The organism is Acidovorax sp. GW458-11-26-14-TSB4 (assembly GCF_059423865.1).
This window is the reverse complement of record NZ_JBWKYR010000010.1, coordinates 132670-148443: the sequence shown is the minus strand read 5'-3', so window position 1 is coordinate 148443 and position 15774 is coordinate 132670. Positions and strand designations below refer to the sequence as shown.

16 protein-coding genes are annotated in these 15774 nt (G+C 68.1%); 9 read left to right on the top strand and 7 right to left on the bottom strand.

All coding sequences use genetic code 11. The annotated features are described in order from the left end of the window. Positions 1-10: 10 nt before the first annotated feature. A complete protein-coding gene (locus AC07X5_RS20420; protein WP_494771605.1) occupies positions 11-871 on the bottom strand; it encodes an ABC transporter permease in 861 nt (286 codons plus the stop codon). Further along, positions 868-1959, bottom strand: coding sequence for an ABC transporter ATP-binding protein (locus AC07X5_RS20415; RefSeq protein WP_494771604.1), 1092 nt, complete (start codon positions 1957-1959; stop codon positions 868-870). The genes AC07X5_RS20420 and AC07X5_RS20415 overlap by 4 nt, the downstream gene beginning before the upstream one ends. A 251-nt stretch (positions 1960-2210) precedes the next feature. Between AC07X5_RS20415 and AC07X5_RS20410 the strand changes: the two genes are divergently transcribed. Beyond that, the gene (locus AC07X5_RS20410; protein ID WP_494771603.1) at positions 2211-3071 is read left to right on the top strand and encodes an IclR family transcriptional regulator; all 861 of its coding nucleotides are present in this window, start codon (positions 2211-2213) and stop codon (positions 3069-3071) included. Positions 3072-3157: 86 nt separating this feature from the next. Then, entirely contained in the window at positions 3158-3553 is a 396-nt protein-coding gene (locus tag AC07X5_RS20405) for an MAPEG family protein (protein WP_494771602.1), read from the top strand. Positions 3554-3573: 20 nt separating this feature from the next. On the opposite strand, the gene AC07X5_RS20400 is transcribed toward AC07X5_RS20405, so the two are convergent. Both AC07X5_RS20400 and AC07X5_RS20395 read right to left on the bottom strand, forming a co-directional pair. Continuing rightward, positions 3574-4476, bottom strand: a complete 903-nt coding sequence (locus tag AC07X5_RS20400) for a LysR family transcriptional regulator (RefSeq protein WP_494771601.1) — start codon at positions 4474-4476, stop codon at positions 3574-3576. Between the two features lie 53 nt (positions 4477-4529). Then, on the bottom strand, positions 4530-4673 hold the full coding sequence (locus tag AC07X5_RS20395; protein WP_494771600.1) for a hypothetical protein: 144 nt from the start codon (positions 4671-4673) through the stop codon (positions 4530-4532). On the opposite strand from AC07X5_RS20395, the gene amaB reads away from it, so the two are divergent. The 7 genes from amaB (at position 4672) to AC07X5_RS20360 (ending at position 13068) form a co-directional block, all read left to right on the top strand. Then, positions 4672-6216 carry an L-piperidine-6-carboxylate dehydrogenase gene (amaB, locus tag AC07X5_RS20390; RefSeq protein ID WP_494771599.1) on the top strand — a complete coding sequence of 515 codons (1545 nt, stop codon included), beginning with the start codon at positions 4672-4674 and terminating at the stop codon, positions 6214-6216. The genes AC07X5_RS20395 and amaB overlap by 2 nt on opposite strands. 31 nt (positions 6217-6247) lie before the next feature. Continuing rightward, entirely contained in the window at positions 6248-7423 is a 1176-nt protein-coding gene (locus AC07X5_RS20385) for an NAD(P)/FAD-dependent oxidoreductase (RefSeq protein WP_494771598.1), read from the top strand. 65 nt (positions 7424-7488) lie between these two features. Continuing rightward, complete coding sequence (locus tag AC07X5_RS20380; protein ID WP_494771597.1) at positions 7489-8409, top strand: amino acid ABC transporter substrate-binding protein; 921 nt, start codon at positions 7489-7491, stop codon at positions 8407-8409. After that, the gene (locus AC07X5_RS20375) at positions 8406-9632 is read left to right on the top strand and encodes a pyridoxal phosphate-dependent aminotransferase (protein ID WP_494771596.1); all 1227 of its coding nucleotides are present in this window, start codon (positions 8406-8408) and stop codon (positions 9630-9632) included. The genes AC07X5_RS20380 and AC07X5_RS20375 overlap by 4 nt, the downstream gene beginning before the upstream one ends. 43 nt (positions 9633-9675) lie before the next feature. Further along, positions 9676-11376 (top strand): thiamine pyrophosphate-binding protein, encoded by a 1701-nt coding sequence (locus AC07X5_RS20370; protein ID WP_494771595.1) that lies wholly within the window; start codon positions 9676-9678, stop codon positions 11374-11376. Between the two features lie 64 nt (positions 11377-11440). After that, positions 11441-12709 (top strand): DNA polymerase Y family protein, encoded by a 1269-nt coding sequence (locus AC07X5_RS20365; RefSeq protein ID WP_494771594.1) that lies wholly within the window; start codon positions 11441-11443, stop codon positions 12707-12709. 98 nt (positions 12710-12807) lie between these two features. Continuing rightward, a complete protein-coding gene (locus tag AC07X5_RS20360; RefSeq protein ID WP_494771593.1) occupies positions 12808-13068 on the top strand; it encodes a hypothetical protein in 261 nt (86 codons plus the stop codon). 32 nt (positions 13069-13100) lie between these two features. Here AC07X5_RS20360 and queF read toward each other — a convergent pair whose 3' ends face one another. From queF to yaaA, 3 genes are read right to left on the bottom strand one after another with little or no spacing between them, the layout of a single operon-like run. After that, complete coding sequence (gene queF, locus AC07X5_RS20355) at positions 13101-13952, bottom strand: NADPH-dependent 7-cyano-7-deazaguanine reductase QueF (RefSeq protein WP_494771592.1); 852 nt, start codon at positions 13950-13952, stop codon at positions 13101-13103. An 8-nt stretch (positions 13953-13960) separates the two neighbouring features. After that, positions 13961-14857 carry a 2OG-Fe(II) oxygenase gene (locus AC07X5_RS20350; RefSeq protein WP_409955440.1) on the bottom strand — a complete coding sequence of 299 codons (897 nt, stop codon included), beginning with the start codon at positions 14855-14857 and terminating at the stop codon, positions 13961-13963. Positions 14858-14865: 8 nt separating this feature from the next. Next, entirely contained in the window at positions 14866-15645 is a 780-nt protein-coding gene (gene yaaA / locus AC07X5_RS20345; RefSeq protein WP_494771591.1) for a peroxide stress protein YaaA, read from the bottom strand. Positions 15646-15774: the final 129 nt, after the last annotated feature.

Here is a 15774-nt window from a genome sequence, read left to right as displayed (position 1 = left end):
ATCGTCATGGTCATCCCAACGCTTTTTTGTAGCGGCCTTCGACCAAGCGGTTGTAGCTGAGCATCACGACCAGGTTGGCCACCAGCAGGGTCAGGGCCACGGCCGCGCCCAGCGGCCAGTTCAGCTCGTGCAGGTACTCGTCGTAGACCACGGTGGCCACCATCTTCAGGCGCCGCCCACCGAGCAGGCCGGGGATGGCGAAGGAGCTGGCCGCCAGGCCGAACACGATCAGGCTGCCCGAGAGGATGCCCGGCAGCACCTGCGGCAGAACGATGCGCCGCAGTGTGGTGAAGGGCGAGGCCTTGAGCGACAGGGCCGCGTTCTGCACCCCGGGGTCGAGCTTTTGCAGCGAGGTCCAGACGGGGATCACCATGAAGGGCAGCATCACGTGCACCAGGGCGATGATGACCGCGATCTCGGTGTAGAGCATCTTCACCGGCCCGATGCCGACCAGCTTGAACAGGCCGTTGACCAGGCCCTCGGGCCCGAGCAGCATGCTCCAGCCGAAGGCCCGCACCACCACCGAGACCAGGAGCGGCGCCAGCACCACCAGCAGCAGCACCGAGCGCCAGGGGTTGCCCATGCGGCTCAGGATGTAGGCCTCGGGCGCACCGATGAGCACACAGATCAGCGTGACCAGGGCCGAGATCCAGAACGTGCGCCAGAAGATCGCGTGGTAGTACGAGTCCATGAACACATGGGTGTAGTGCTCCAGCGTGAACTCGCCGGCCTTCACGCCCGTCATCGGGTCGAAGGCATTGAACGACAGCACGGCCGTGAGCGCCAGCGGCACCAGCAGCAGGCAGGTGAACAGCACCAGCGCCGGGGCCGACAGCCACCAGGGCACAGCCTTGCGGGTGGCACCGCTCATGGGGCCACCTCGGCCTGGGGTTCGGCCACGGCGGTTTCGTCGGCGGGCAGCAGGCGCATGCAGTGGTCAGGCCAGTCCACACCGGTGCGATCGCCCTCGTTGAGCGCGTTGCGGCCGTCATTGGGCACCAGCACCATCAGGTCGCCCACGGGCGTGGCCACGCGGTACAGCCATTGGCTGCCCAGGAAGAAACGCTCGCCCACCTCGCCATCGAGCCGGCCCTGCACGGCGGGCACCAGTTGCAGCTTTTCGGGCCGTACGCTGAGCAGCACGGCGGCGCCGGGCTCAAAGCCGGGCTGCTCCACCTGCACCGCCAGCGAGCCCACGGCCACATGGGTGCGGTTGCCGCTGGCCGTGACCTTGCCGGGCAGCAGGTTGGCCTTGCCCACGAAGGTGGAGATGAAGCGCGTGCGCGGATGCTCGTAGACGCGGTGCGGGTGGTCGATCTGCGTGGCGCGGCCGGCCTCCATCACCACCACGCGGTCGCTGATGGACATGGCCTCGCTCTGGTCGTGCGTGACCATCACCGTGGTCGTGCCCACCTTGCGCTGGATCTGGCGCAACTCGAACTGCATCTCCTCGCGCAGCTTGGCGTCGAGGTTGGACAGGGGCTCGTCGAGCAGCAGCACGGGCGGCTCGATCACCAGCGCGCGTGCCAGCGCCACGCGCTGGCGCTGCCCGCCCGAGAGCTCGCGCGGGTAGCGCGTGGCGTGCTTTTCCAGGTGCACCAGGGCCAGGGCCTGGGCCACGCGTTCCTTGCGCTCCGTCTTGGGCATCTTGCGCATCTCCAGCCCGAAGCTCACGTTGTCGGCCACCGTCATGTGCGGGAACAGCGCGTAGCTCTGGAACACGATCCCCAGGCCCCGCGTGTTGGCCTTGGCGTGCGTGATGTCGCGCCCGTCGAGTTCGATGCGGCCGCTGCTCACCGCCTCGAAACCCGCCACCATCTGCAAGGTGGTGGTCTTGCCGCAGCCCGAGGGGCCCAGCAGCGACACGAATTCGCCTTTTTCCACCGCCAGGTTCATGGCCTGCACCGCGCAGGTGCCGCCATAGAACTTGGTCACGTCAGTGAGTTGAAGGAAGGACATGCACGGGCCTTTCTGGTCGCTGTTTCATCGCCGCGCTGCGGCAGTCCCTGCTGTGCCTGTTCCCCTGTCTGCACCGGGGCGGTGCAGGGTTGAGCATCCCGTGGACTGTCTTGCGCTTTCGATTCAATGTATTGCAGTAATCAGGCCAGTTCGCATCGGGTATTCCATTAATCAGAATATTTATTGAATTTATTCCATTTAATGGAATATGATGGGCCTTCAAAATGCCATCTATTCCACAGGAGCAGTGCATGGAAGCAGCTTCCACCGCCACGGGCGGTGTGCCCCGCATGTTTGCCGTCATCCGGGCCCTCGCCGAGGTGCAGGCCGAGGGTGGGCGCGTCACCCAATTGGCGCGCGCCGTGGGCCTGACCCAGGGCACCACGCACCGTCTGCTGCAATCGCTGGTCGCAGAGGGCATGGCCGAGCAGGACGAGCGCAGCAAGCTCTACCGCCTGTCCACCGAATTCTTCGCGCTGGCAGCCAAGGCCGGCAATCCGGGCGATCTGCGCAGCCTGTGCCGGCCCGCGCTGCTGCGCCTGAGCGCGAGCCTGGGCGACAGCATCTTCCTCTTGGTGCGCAGCGGCTTCGACGCGATCTGCCTGGACCGCAGCGAGGGGCCGTTCCCCATCCGCTCCTTCACCGGCGATATCGGCGGGCGGGTGGCGCTGGGCGTGGGGCAGGGGGCCTTGTCCATCCTGGCCTTCCTGCCCGAGGCCGAGCGCGAGGAGGTGATCCGCTTCAACCTCTCGCGCGTGCGCGAGTACGGGGTGTACGACGAGGTCTACCTGCGCACCGAGATCGAGCGTGTGCGCCAGAGCGGCTATGCCGCGCGCAACACCGGCCTGCTCGAGGGCATGGCCGGCGTGGGCGTGCCCGTGCTCGACCGCGAAGGCCGTGCCGTGGCGGCGCTCAGCGTGGGCACCATCTCGGCGCGCCTGAACGAAGACCGCCTGCCCACGGTGGTGGAGCTGCTCAAGCGCGAGGCCGCGGCCATCGGCCCGCGCATCCACCCGTTCGATGCCACGCTGCGTCGGCCTGCGCAGAGCCTGGCGGGGCAGCAGCCCGAGCAGCGCCTGGTGCCTGGTGGCGTGCCACCTTCGCCGAACTGAGCCCGCCGGCGGGCAGCGTATGCTGCGGGTTCCTGCCGCATCGAGGTGCCACGGATGCGGTGTTTCCCAACTTGCAGCACGCTGCCATGAACCCCATCCTCACCCTCGTCGTGTACTTTGCCATCATCACCTGGGTGCTGGTGGTCGTGGCCAGCCTGATCCGCGCCCGCGCGTGGACACCCTCGGGCCTGCTGCTGGCCTTCGGCAACCGCGACCACCTGGACGACCCCGGGGCCTTTGCCGGCCGCGCCGAGCGCACGGCGCGCAACAGCTTCGACAACCTCGTGTTCTTTGCCATCCTGGGCCTGGCGGCCACGGCCAGCAACCGCACCGGCAGCCAGGTGCTGCTGGGTGCCCAGGTGTTCTTCTGGGCGCGCATGCTCTACATCCCCGTGTACTACATCGGCATTCCGTATGTGCGCACGGCGACCTGGGCCGTGAGCATCGTCGGGCTGGGCATGATGGCTGCGGCCTTGCTGTAGACCGCCGGCATACTACGGGTTCAGTTGGTGGCCCCCTGGCACTGCGCCAGCAGCCAGTCCCGGAAGGCCTTGACCAGCGGGGTCTGGGCGCGGGCTTCGGGGTAGACCAGGTAGTAGGCCTCGCTGCTGGTGAGCACCTGGCTGGACAGGGCCACCAGCGCGCCCGAGGCCAGTTCGCCTTCGATCAGAAAGCGTGGCAGCAGGGCCGCGCCCAGGCCCGACACCGCCGCCTGCGCGATCATCGAGAACTGCTCGTAGCGCGGGCCGCGCAGCGCCTGCGGGGTGGGCGCGCCCACATGCTCGAACCACTCCGCCCACTGCGTGGGGCGGGTGTTCTGCTGCAGCAGCATGGCGCCCGCCAGGTCGGCCGGCGTGCGCAGGCCCTGCTGCGTACGGTAGAGGGGGCTGCACACGGGCAGCACCTCTTCGTGCATCAGGTACTCGCACACTGCGCCCGCCCAGTGCGGTGCCCCGAAGTGGATGGCTGCGTCCATGGGCTCCTGCGCGAAGTCGAAGGGCTCCGAGCGGGCCGAGAAATTCACCGTGGCATCGGGGTACAGCGCCATGAAGCTCGGCAGCCGCGGGATCAGCCAGCGCGTGCCCAGCGTGGGCAGCACGGCCAGATTGAGCAGCCCGCCCGCGCTGGAGATGGCCATGGCCTTCTGCGTGGCCGCCGACAGCTGCTGCAGCAGGGCGCGCACGTCGGCCGCGTACACGCGCCCGGCATCGGTCAGCACTACGCGCTGGCGCACGCGGTGGAACAGCGCCATGCCCAGCTGTTCCTCCAGCTGGCGGATCTGGCGTGAGACGGCGCTCTGCGTCAGGTGCAACTCCTCGGCCGCGCGCGAGACGCTGGTATGGCGCGCCGCAGCCTCGAAGGCCAGCAGGTCGGCCACGGGCGGCAGAAAGGTCTTGCGAAACATCGCTGTTCATGCTCCCGGGGAATGATTCTCAGGGTTTATACCGTTGGTGCGCTTCAATATTGCCCTGCTTGCTCAGCAATAGGGCAGGCGATGGCTGGAGTTGATTCTATTTGCGAATCAAGTTGTTCCATTTTTTTGCTATCCGCCGCGCTGCGCTTGGGCGATATTGCACGCATTGATTTTTGGAATGCCGCCATGTCCGCACCCTCTGCTGCCGCCGCCTCTTCTTCCTCCCTCGTGCCCGACGTCGATGCGCTGCTGCAGCGCCTGGGCGTGCCGCGCACCGCCTATACCGGTGGCGATCTGCCGGTGCGCTCGCCCATCACGGGCGAGGCCATCGGCGCCGTGCACGAGGTTTCCGCTGCCGATGCCACCGCGGCCATCGCCCGCGCGCAGGCCGCCTTCCAGGCCTGGCGCCAGGTGCCGGCGCCCCGGCGCGGCGAACTGGTGCGCCTGCTGGGCGAAGAACTGCGCGCAGCCAAGGACGACCTGGGCCTGCTCGTGACCATCGAGGCCGGCAAGATCCCGTCTGAGGGCCTGGGCGAGGTGCAGGAGATGATCGACATCTGCGACTTCGCGGTCGGCCTGTCGCGCCAGCTCTACGGCCTGACCATCGCCACCGAGCGTCCCGGCCACCGCATGATGGAAACCTGGCACCCGCTGGGCGTGTGCGGCGTGATCTCGGCCTTCAACTTCCCCGTGGCCGTGTGGTCGTGGAACGCGGCCCTGGCCCTGGTCTGTGGTGATTCGGTGGTCTGGAAGCCGTCCGAGAAGACGCCGCTCACCGCCCTGGCCACCCATGCCATCGCCCAGCGCGCCCTGGCCCGTTTCGGCGATGCGCCCGAAGGCCTGCTGGAACTGCTGATCGGCCAGCGCGGCATCGGTGAAGTGCTGGTGGACGATACCCGCGTGGCCGTGCTCTCGGCCACCGGCTCCACGGCCATGGGCCGTGCCGTCGGCCCGCGCCTGGCGGCCCGCTTCGCCCGCGCCATCCTGGAGCTGGGCGGCAACAACGCCGCCATCGTCGCCCCCACGGCCGACCTGGACCTGGCCCTGCGCGGCATCGCCTTCGCGGCCATGGGTACGGCCGGCCAGCGCTGCACCACGCTGCGCCGCCTGTTCGTGCACGACAGCATCTACGACACCCTGGTGCCCCAACTGCGCAAGGTGTACGGCAACGTGCAGGTGGGCGACCCGCGCAGCGCCGGCACCCTGGTGGGCCCGCTGATTGATCGCGGCGCCTACGACGGCATGCAGAAGGCGCTGGAAGAAGCCCGCGCCCTCGATGCCAAGGTGCACGGCGGCGAGCGCGTACAGGGCCTGGGCGGCGGCGATGCCTACTACGTGCGCCCCGCGCTGGTCGAACTGCAAAAGCACGAAGGTCCGGCCCTGCACGAGACCTTCGCGCCCATCCTCTATGTCGTGCGCTACCGCACGCTCGACGAGGCCATCGCCTGGAACAACGCAGTGGGCGCGGGCCTGTCGTCCTCGATCTTCACGCTCAACGTGCGCGAGGCCGAGCAGTTCATGTCCGCCGCAGGCTCGGACTGCGGCATCGCCAACGTCAACATCGGCCCGAGCGGCGCCGAGATCGGCGGCGCCTTCGGCGGCGAGAAGGAAACCGGCGGTGGCCGCGAAGCCGGCTCCGACAGCTGGAAGGCGTACATGCGCCGCGCCACCAACACCATCAACTATTCCACCGCACTGCCGCTCGCACAGGGCGTGAAGTTCGACGTCTAAAACGGCTCAGTTTGCTGGCAGGAGCACCTCCATGTCCATCGTGATCATCGGCGGCGGCGTCATCGGCAGCGCCATCGCCTACGAGCTGACGCGCCAGCAGCCGGGCTGCGATGTCGTGGTGGTGGAGCGCGACCCGGGCTACGCGCGGGCCTCTTCGGCCCTGTCGGCCAGCTCCATCCGCCAGCAGTTCTCCACCGACATCAATGTGCAGATATCGGCCTACGGCATCGGTTTTCTGCGCAATGTGGGCACGCTGTTGGCGTGCAACGGCGATGTGCCCGGCATCGGCCTGTACGAAGGCGGTTACCTCTACCTGGCCACTGCGGCCGGCGAGGCCACGCTGCGCGACAACCACGCCGTGCAAAAGCGCCATGGTGCTGATGTGGCGCTGCTCGATCCGGCCGAGCTGGCCGCGCGCTTCCCCTGGCTGGCGCTGCAGGATGTGGTGCTGGGTTCGCTCGGCCTGTCGGGCGAGGGCTGGTTCGATGGCTATTTGCTGCTCACCGCGCTGCGCAAGAAGGCGCAGAGCCAGGGCGTGCGCTATCTGGCCGACGAGGCCGTGGGCTTTGACATGTCTGCCAGTGATGGCGTGCAGCATGTCACCGCCGTGCAGCTGAAAAGCGGCACCACGCTGCCCTGCAGCCATGCAGTGAATGCCGGTGGTCCCTGGTCCGCTGCCATCGCGGCCTGGGCCGGTATCGCGCTGCCCGTGGTGGGCAAGCGCCGCACCGTGTTCCATCTGTCCAGCCCGGCGCCGTTGCCGCGCTGTCCCCTGCTCATCGACACCAGCGGCATCTGGCTGCGGCCCGAGGGCCAGGGTTTCATCTGCGGCTTTGCACCGCCGGCCGACGAGGATGCGGACTTCGCGCCGCTCGACCCCGAGTACCACGCCTTCGAAGACCATGTCTGGCCCACCCTGGCCGAGCGCATCCCCGGCTTCGAGGCGCTGCGCATGCAGGGCGCCTGGGCCGGCTACTACGAGATGAACACCTTCGACCACAACGCCATCGTGGGCCTCTCGCCTGCCTGCGACAACCTGGTGTTCGCCAATGGCTTCTCGGGCCACGGCCTGCAGCAATGCCCCGCCGTGGGCCGGGGCGTTGCCGAGCTGTTGCTCACGGGCGGCTACCGCAGCCTGGACCTGTCGCCGCTGTCCATCGAGCGCATCGCGCGCAATGAACCGCTGCTCGAAAAGAACGTGATCTGAGAGTCCTCTGAGAGCGCCCTTTTTTCTCACCCCTTTCCCAACCATAACCACAAGGAGACGACGGCATGGCATCTTTCCGCAAGACCACCTTCACCGCGCTGGCCGCAGGCCTGGCACTCGCCTGCGCTGCATTCGCACCGGCGCATGCACAAACCCCGGCCACCAACACGCTGGACAAGATCAAGGCCAGCGGCAAGGTGGTGCTGGGCGTGCGCGAAACCTCGCCGCCCATGGCCTATGCACTGGGCGCCAACGAGAAGTACGTGGGCTACCACGTCGAGCTGTGCGAGCGCGTGCTCAAGGAGATCGTGCCCGACGCCAAGCTCGAGTACATGGCCGTGACGGCGCAGAACACGCTGCCGCTGGTGCAGAACGGCACGCTCGACATCGGCTGCGGCCCCACCACCAACAACACCGCACGCCAGCAGCAGGTGGCCTTCGCGGTGACCACCTATGTGAGCGAAGTGCGCATGGCGGTGCGCAAGGATTCGGACCTCAAGTCGATCAGCCAGCTCGCGGGGCGCACCATCGCCGCGTCCACCGGCACCACGGCCGTGCAGCTGCTGCGCAAGCAGGAACGCGCCCTGGGCGGCGCACCCATCAAGACCGTGCTGGGCAAGGACCACCACGAGAGCTTCCTGCTGCTCGAATCGGGCCGCGCCGAGGCCTTCGTGCTCGACGACAACCTGCTGGCCGGCATGATCGCCAACGCCAAGGACCCCTCGTCCTTCCGCATCGTGGGCGAGCCGCTGGGCGCCGAGCCGATCGCGCTGCTGTTCCGCAAGGACGACCCGACCTTCAAGGCCGCCGTGGACGGCGTGCTCACCAAGCTCATGCAGAGCGGCGAGATGGAGAAGATCTACACCAAGTGGTTCGTCGCCCCCATCCCGCCCAAGAACGTGGGCCTGAACCTGCCACTGGGCACCACGCTGCGCCAGCTGTTCGCCGCCCCCAACGACAAGCCCCTGGAGACCTACCAGCAATGAACGCCGCCATCCCCGCCACGACCTTTCGCGCGGCCGATCGCATCAGCGCCATCGGTGTCTCGGACATCGTGCGCATCACCCAGGCCGCCAACGAGCTCAAGCGCCAGGGCCAGCCCGTGATCGTGCTGGGCCTGGGCGAGCCGGACTTCGACACGCCGGTCCACATCCAGGAAGCCGCGCAGCAGGCCATGGCGCGGGGTGAGACCCACTACACCGTGCTGGACGGCACGCCCGAACTCAAGGCCGCCATCCAGCGCAAGTTCCAGCGCGACAACGGGCTGGAATTCGCCACCCACGAGATCACCGTGGGCGCCGGCGCCAAGCAGGTCATCTACAACGCGCTGATGGCCAGCCTGAACCCGGGCGACGAGGTCATCCTGCCCGCGCCCTACTGGACCTCGTACGCCGACATGGTGCTGATCGCGGGCGGCGTGCCCGTGGTGGTGCCGTGCAGCGAAGCCAATGGCTTTCGCATCACGGCCGAACAGCTCGGCGCCGCGATCACGCCGCGCACGCGCTGGGTGTTCATCAATTCACCCTCCAACCCCAGCGGCACGGCCTACAGCGCCGAGCAGCTCAAGCCCATCCTGGAGGTGGTGCTGCGCCACCCGCAGGTCTGGGTGCTGGCGGACGACATCTACGAGCACATCCTGTACGACGGCCATGCGTTCGCCACCCCTGTGGCCGTGCTGCCCGCGCTGCGCGAGCGCACGCTCACGGTGAACGGCGTGTCCAAGTCGTATGCCATGACGGGCTGGCGCATCGGCTACGGTGCGGGCCCGCGCGCGCTGATCGCGGCCATGGCCGTGGTGCAGAGCCAGGCCACCTCGTGCGCCTCGTCCATCAGCCAGGCCGCGGCCGTGGCCGCGCTGAACGGTCCGCAGGACATCGTGGCCGAGCGCTGCCGCGAGTTCCAGGCCCGGCGCGACCTGGTGGTGGCCGCGCTCAACGCCTCGCCCGGGCTGCGCTGCCGCGTGCCCGAAGGGGCGTTCTACACCTTTGCCAGTTGCGAAGGCGTGCTCGGCCGCACCACGCCGGGCGGCGCCACGCTGCGCAGCGATGCGGATTTCTGCGACTACCTGCTGCGCGAGTTCCACGTCGCCGTGGTGCCCGGCAGCGTGCTGGGGCTGGCGCCGTTCTTCCGTATCTCGTACGCTGCGTCCATGGCCGACCTGCAGGAAGCCTGCGCGCGCATTCGTCGTGCGTGCGAGGCGCTGCGCTGAGTTCCCTGTAATTTCTTTTTTTCTCTCGTTTCGGACCTCTGACATGACTTCGCCATCCCCCTCCAGCAACGCCGCCGCCAGCCGCACGGGCGGCCAGATCCTGGTGCAGCAGCTCATCACCCACGGCGTCAAGCAGCTGTTCTGCGTGCCGGGCGAGAGCTACCTGGCCGTGCTGGACGCGCTGCACGACGCGAGCATTGCCGTCACCGTCTGCCGCCAGGAAGGCGGCGCGGCCATGATGGCCGAGGCCCAGGGCAAGCTCACGGGCCGACCGGGCATCTGCTTCGTCACGCGCGGCCCGGGGGCCACCAATGCCTCGGCCGGCGTGCACATCGCCCACCAGGACTCCACGCCCATGATCCTCTTCGTGGGCCAGGTGGCGCGCGGCGCTTTGGGGCGCGAGGCCTTCCAGGAGCTGGACTACGGCGCCGTGTTCGGCACCATGGCCAAGTGGGTGGTGGAGATCGACGACCCGGCGCGCGTGCCCGAACTCATCTCGCGCGCCTTCCACGTTGCCACCTCGGGCCGGCCCGGTCCCGTGGTGGTGGCCCTGCCCGAGGACATGCTGACCGAGGCCGCCACCGTGGCCGATGCGCTGCCTTACCAGGTGACCGAAACCCACCCTGGCACCGCGCAGATGTCCGAGCTGGCCGAGCGCTTGAGCGCAGCGAAGCAGCCCGTGGCCATCCTGGGCGGCAGCCGCTGGTCCGAGCAGGCCGTGCGCGAGTTCACGGCCTTTGCCGAGGCCTGGTCCCTGCCCGTGTACTGCTCGTTCCGCCGGCAGATGCTGTTCCCGGCTACGCACGCCTGCTATGGCGGCGACCTGGGCCTGGGGGTGAACCCCAAGCTGCTGGCGCGCATCCGCGCGTCGGACCTGGTGCTGGTGCTGGGCGGCCGCCTGTCCGAAGTGCCTTCGCAGGGCTACGAGCTGTTCGCCATTCCCAACCCCGTGCAGCCGCTGGTGCACGTGCATGCCGATGCCGACGAACTGGGCCGGCTGTACCGGCCCGCACAGGCCATCCATGCCACGCCGCAGGCCTTCACCGCTGCGCTGGCCAGTGTGCGCCCCACTGCCGCCGTGCCCTGGGCTGCCCATGCCGAGGCCGCCCATGCCGAGTACCTGGCCTGGAGCGACACCGCCCCCATCCGCATCCCCGGTGACCTGCAGATGGGCCAGGTGATGCAGCACCTGAAAGAGGTGCTGCCCGCCGACACCATCTTCTGCAACGGCGCGGGCAACTTCGCCACCTGGATCCACCGCTTCTGGCCCTTCACCACCTATGCCAGCCAACTGGCGCCCACCAGCGGCTCCATGGGCTATGGCCTGCCGGCCGGCGTGGGCGGCAAGCGCCTGTGGCCCGAGCGCGAGGTGGTGATCTTTGCCGGTGACGGTGACTTCCTCATGCACGGCCAGGAGTTCGCCACCGCCGTGCAGTACGGCCTGCCCATCATCGTGGTGCTGCTGGACAATGCCATGTACGGCACCATCCGCATGCACCAGGAGCGCGAATACCCGGGCCGCATCAGCGCCACCGCGCTCAAGAACCCCGACTTCAAGGCCTACGCCCAGGCCTTCGGCGGCCATGGTGAGCGCGTGACCAGCACTGAGGAATTCGCGCCCGCGCTGGCCCGTGCGCGCGCCAGCGGCCTGCCCAGCGTTCTGCACTGCCTGATCGATCCCGAGGCCATCACGCCCACGGGCACGCTGCAGGGCCTGCGCAACGCGGCACTCGCCAAGAAGTAACGCGGCCCATTCAACCCTGCGTCGGCCGGCGGCTGACAGCAGGGTGGCGCTGCTTTTGCGCACAATGGAGGCCGTGACCTCCCCACTGCCTGAAGAGCCCTCCGCGCCGCGCCTGCGCCGCATCGCGCACCTCGACATGGATGCCTTCTTCGCATCCGTCGAGCTGCTGCGCTACCCGCAGCTCAAGGGCCTGCCGGTGGTGATCGGCGGCGGGCGGCGCAAGGTGGACGAGCTCTTGCACCAGAGCCCCGACGGCCAGGGCCTGCGCGCGCCGCACTTCATCCCGGTGGAGGACTTCCCGCGGCTCAAGGATTACGTGGGCCGGGGGGTCATCACGACGGCCACATACCCCGCCCGCCAGTTCGGCGTGGGCTCGGCCATGGGCATGATGAAGGCCGCCAAACTGTGCCCCCATGCCATCGTGCTGCCCGTGGACTTCGACGAGGTACGCCGCTTCTCGCGCCTGTTCAAGAGCACCATCACCGAGATCGCCCCCGTGATGCAGGACCGCGGTGTGGACGAGGTCTACATCGACTTCACCGACGTGCCCGGCGGCCAGCGCGAAGGGGGCCGGGTTCTGGCCCGGCTCATCCAGAAAAGCATCTTCGACGTGACAGGCCTGACCTGCTCCATCGGCGTGGCGCCCAACCGGCTGCTGGCCAAGATGGCCAGCGAGTTCAACAAGCCCAACGGCATCTCCATCGTCTACGAGGAAGATCTGCAGGAGCGGATCTGGCCGCTCAACGTGCGCAAGATCAACGGTATCGGCCCCAAGGCGGGTGAAAAGCTGGCGTCCCTGGGCATAGAAACCATAGGCCAGCTCGCTGCGCAAGACCCGCAGTGGCTCATCGAACGCTTCGGCAAGTCGAGCGGGGCCTGGATGCACCGCGTGGCCTGGGGCCGCGACGACAGCCCTGTGGTCACCGAGAGCGAGCCTGTGAGCATGAGCCGCGAGACCACCTTCGACCGCGACCTGCATGCCGTGCGCGACAAGGCGGAGCTCGGCCGCATCTTCACCGACCTGTGCGAACGCGTGGCGGCAGACCTGCAGCGCAAGGGCTATGTGGGCAAGACCATCGGTATCAAGCTGCGCTACGACGACTTCAAAATCGCCACGCGCGACCAGACGCTGGACCGCTACACCCAGGATGCGGCCACCATCCGCCGCACGGCGGGACTGTGCCTCAAGCGCGTGCCACTGGACCGCAAGCTGCGCCTGCTGGGCGTGCGCGTGGGCACGCTGGAGCGGGAGGGCGATGTGCCCGACGGCCCGCCCGAGCCGCGGCCACCCCGGGTGCGTGGGGGCGATCCGCACACCCGGCCATTGTTCTAAGGCACGCTTCTTGCCTGCACGCTGTGGTGTCGGAGGGCGGGGCTTGACGAATTCTTACGTCAAACTTACATTGAACATCCCTCTGGCGGGAGATGGTCATGACGCTCAACGAGCTCCAACGCATCAAGCAATGGCATGTGGACCACCGGGTGGAGCATCCGCTGGAGTACCACTTGTGGGACCTGGTGCTCACGCTCTGGCTCATGGGCTGGGTGGGCTGGGTGCCCACTTGTGCCTTCGGCGAAGCCTGGGCCGCGCCCCTGTGCTTTGCCGGGACCCTGTTGCCCAGTCTTTATGTGGCCTGGCGCGCCCGTGCGCACCGCTTGAATCGGTTGCGATGCGATTGGCTCAGGGCGTGAACGCCCCTGAGCGGCCGCGCCGGTTCAGGCGCTCATTGCCGTGCGGTGCGCACGTTGCCCGGCAAGGCCTGCGGGTGGCTGGTGCGCAGCGGATTGATGTCCAGGCCGCCGCGGCGCGTGTAGCGCGCGTAGACCGTGAGCTTGAGCGGTTTGCAGCGCGTCCACAGGTCCATGAAGATGCGCTCCACGCACTGCTCGTGGAACTCGTTGTGGTTGCGAAAGCTCACCAGGTACTGCAGCAGCCCTTCCTGGTCGATGGGGGCGCCGGTGTAGCGGATCTGCACGCTGCCCCAGTCGGGTTGGCCGGTCACCAGGCAGTTGCTCTTGAGCAGGTTGCTGGTGAGCACCTCGGTGACGGCGGGCTCGTCGTGCACGGCATGCAGCAGCTCGGGCGCGGGCTGGTAGTGCGTGCATTCCACGTCCAGCCGGTCCAGGCTCAGGCCGTCGAGTTCGTCCACGGGTTCCCGGTCGAACATCTCGGGCAGCAGCAGCTTCACGCCCACGGTGGCCGGGTGTTCGGCGCCGCGCCAGACAGCTTCGCTCACATCGGCACGGATGCGGGCTTGCACCTCGGAGGGGTCGGCAAAGCGCGTGTTGTTGAAGCTGTTGAGGTAGAGCTTGAAGGACTTGCTCTCGACAATGTTCGGCGTCTCGCAGGGGATGGTGATGTGCAGCAGCGCCACCTGCGGCTTGCCGCGCAGGTTGAGCCAGGACAGCTCGAACGCGGTCCACAGGTCGGCGCCGAAGAAGGGCGGGGCCGCGGTGATGCCGATCTCGGCGCGCTTGCCGGCGCGCGGGATCGGGAACAGCAGCGCGGCGTCGTACTGGTCGACATAGGCCGAGGCCTTGCCCAGCTGGGATTGTTCGGGGGTGTTGTCGTTCATGGCAGGCCTCACTTGAATTCGCGCTCGCGCAGCCACTTGGTGGCGATCCACTTCTCGCCGGCGATGACCGGCGCGCCGCCGTGCAATGTCTTGGTGGAGGGATGGGCGCGCTCGTAGCTGAAGAACACGGCATTGCCGCGCTGGGGAGCCACTTCGACGTGCACGTCGGGGAAGGTGGTGCCGCCGCCCTTTTCGGGCGTGTTGAGGTACATCACCAGCGTGCCCACACGCTGCCCGCCGCGCTTGAGGATGGTGGGCGTGCCCGGCTCGCCCGGGTCGAAATAGTCGTAGTGCGGCTTGTACTCGGCGCCGGGGCGGTAGTGCAGGACCTGCAGGCCCTCGCCGTTCTCGATGGGCCAGTCCAGCAGCCGGGCGATGCGCTCCTCGATGCGCTGCACCACCGGGTTCTCGCCGCGCTGAAAGAACATGCCGTCGCTGGTGCGGTCGTCGTTGACCTCCTCGCCACCGGTCTTTGTCGCGACCGTGAGCGAGCGTGCCATGCGGGGCGCGGCCGCGGCGATCAGGGCGTCGCATTCCTCGGCAGACAGCAGGTTGCCGAACACCACGATGCGCGGCTTGGCGATGGCCAGCAGGATATTCACCGCGCGGTCGCCAGCGTCGATCTGGGCCGGCGATTCGTCCAGCAGGGGTTCGGGCACCTTCACGGCGGGCGGCTGGCCCTGCTGCTCGGCCAGCGCGTTGAGGTGGTCCTGCAGCGTGATCTCCAGCGCTTCGGCGGCCACATCCTCGTTCCAGCCGGCGTCGCGCATGGACTGCAGCACCACGGGCGCGGCGAAGCCGGCTTCGGCCTGTTCGATGATCCAGCGGCGCAGCTCGGGCGTGATGGCCTGGCGCGCGGCAGCGGCGGTCGCGGTGGAAGCTGACTGTTCGGAAGACGATGCCATGGCAGATCTCACACGTTGGTCTTGCGCCGGAACACCAGGCGCTCGGGTTGGGAGGCAGCGGGAGCAAAAGTGTAGCCTTCCAGGTCAAAGCCCTGGAGGCCGTGCGGGGTGGCGATGCGCTGGGTGACGGCGTAGCGCGCCATCAGACCGCGCGCGCGCTTGGCGTGGAAGCTGATGATCTTGTAGGCGCCGCCCTTCCAGTCCTCGAACACGCATTCGACCACGCGGGCCTTGAGGACCTGGGTGTCCACGGCCTTGAAGTACTCCTGCGAGGCGAGGTTCACCACCACGGGCGTGGTGTCGGCGCGCAGCCGGGTGTTCAGGTGTTTGGCGATGCGGTCGCCCCAGTACTGGTACAGGTTGCTGCCGGCCTCTGTGGCCAGGCGCGTGCCCATCTCCAGGCGATAGGGCTGCATGAGGTCGAGCGGGCGCAGCAGGCCGTACAGGCCGCTCAGGATGCACACATGGTCCTGTGCCCATTGCAGGTCGTCGCCGTCCAGCGTGCGTGCCTGCAGGCCCTCATAGACGTCGCCATTGAAGGCCAGCAGCGCCTGGCGCGCGTTGGCGGCCGAGAAGCGCGGTTTCCAGGCCTGGTAGCGCGCCACATTCAGGGCGGCGAGCTTGTCGCTCAGGGACATCAGCGAAGCGATGTCTTGGGGCGACTTTTCGCGCAGCACCTTGATCAGATCCTTGGATTGCGGCACGAACTGCGGCAGCGTGTGCGGCAGGTCGGGTGGCAGCGGGGTTTCGTAGTCCAGCGACTTGGCGGGGGACAGCAGGAACAGCATGGTGGCGTGGTGGTTCGTAAGGCCCGAACCAAGGAATGGTGGGCACTGTTGGCGTGGGCATGAGGATACCGGTATCGGCCCTGCGCGCGTGCAGGGGCCGGGCCCAAAGCAAGAAGGCGGCCGAGGCCG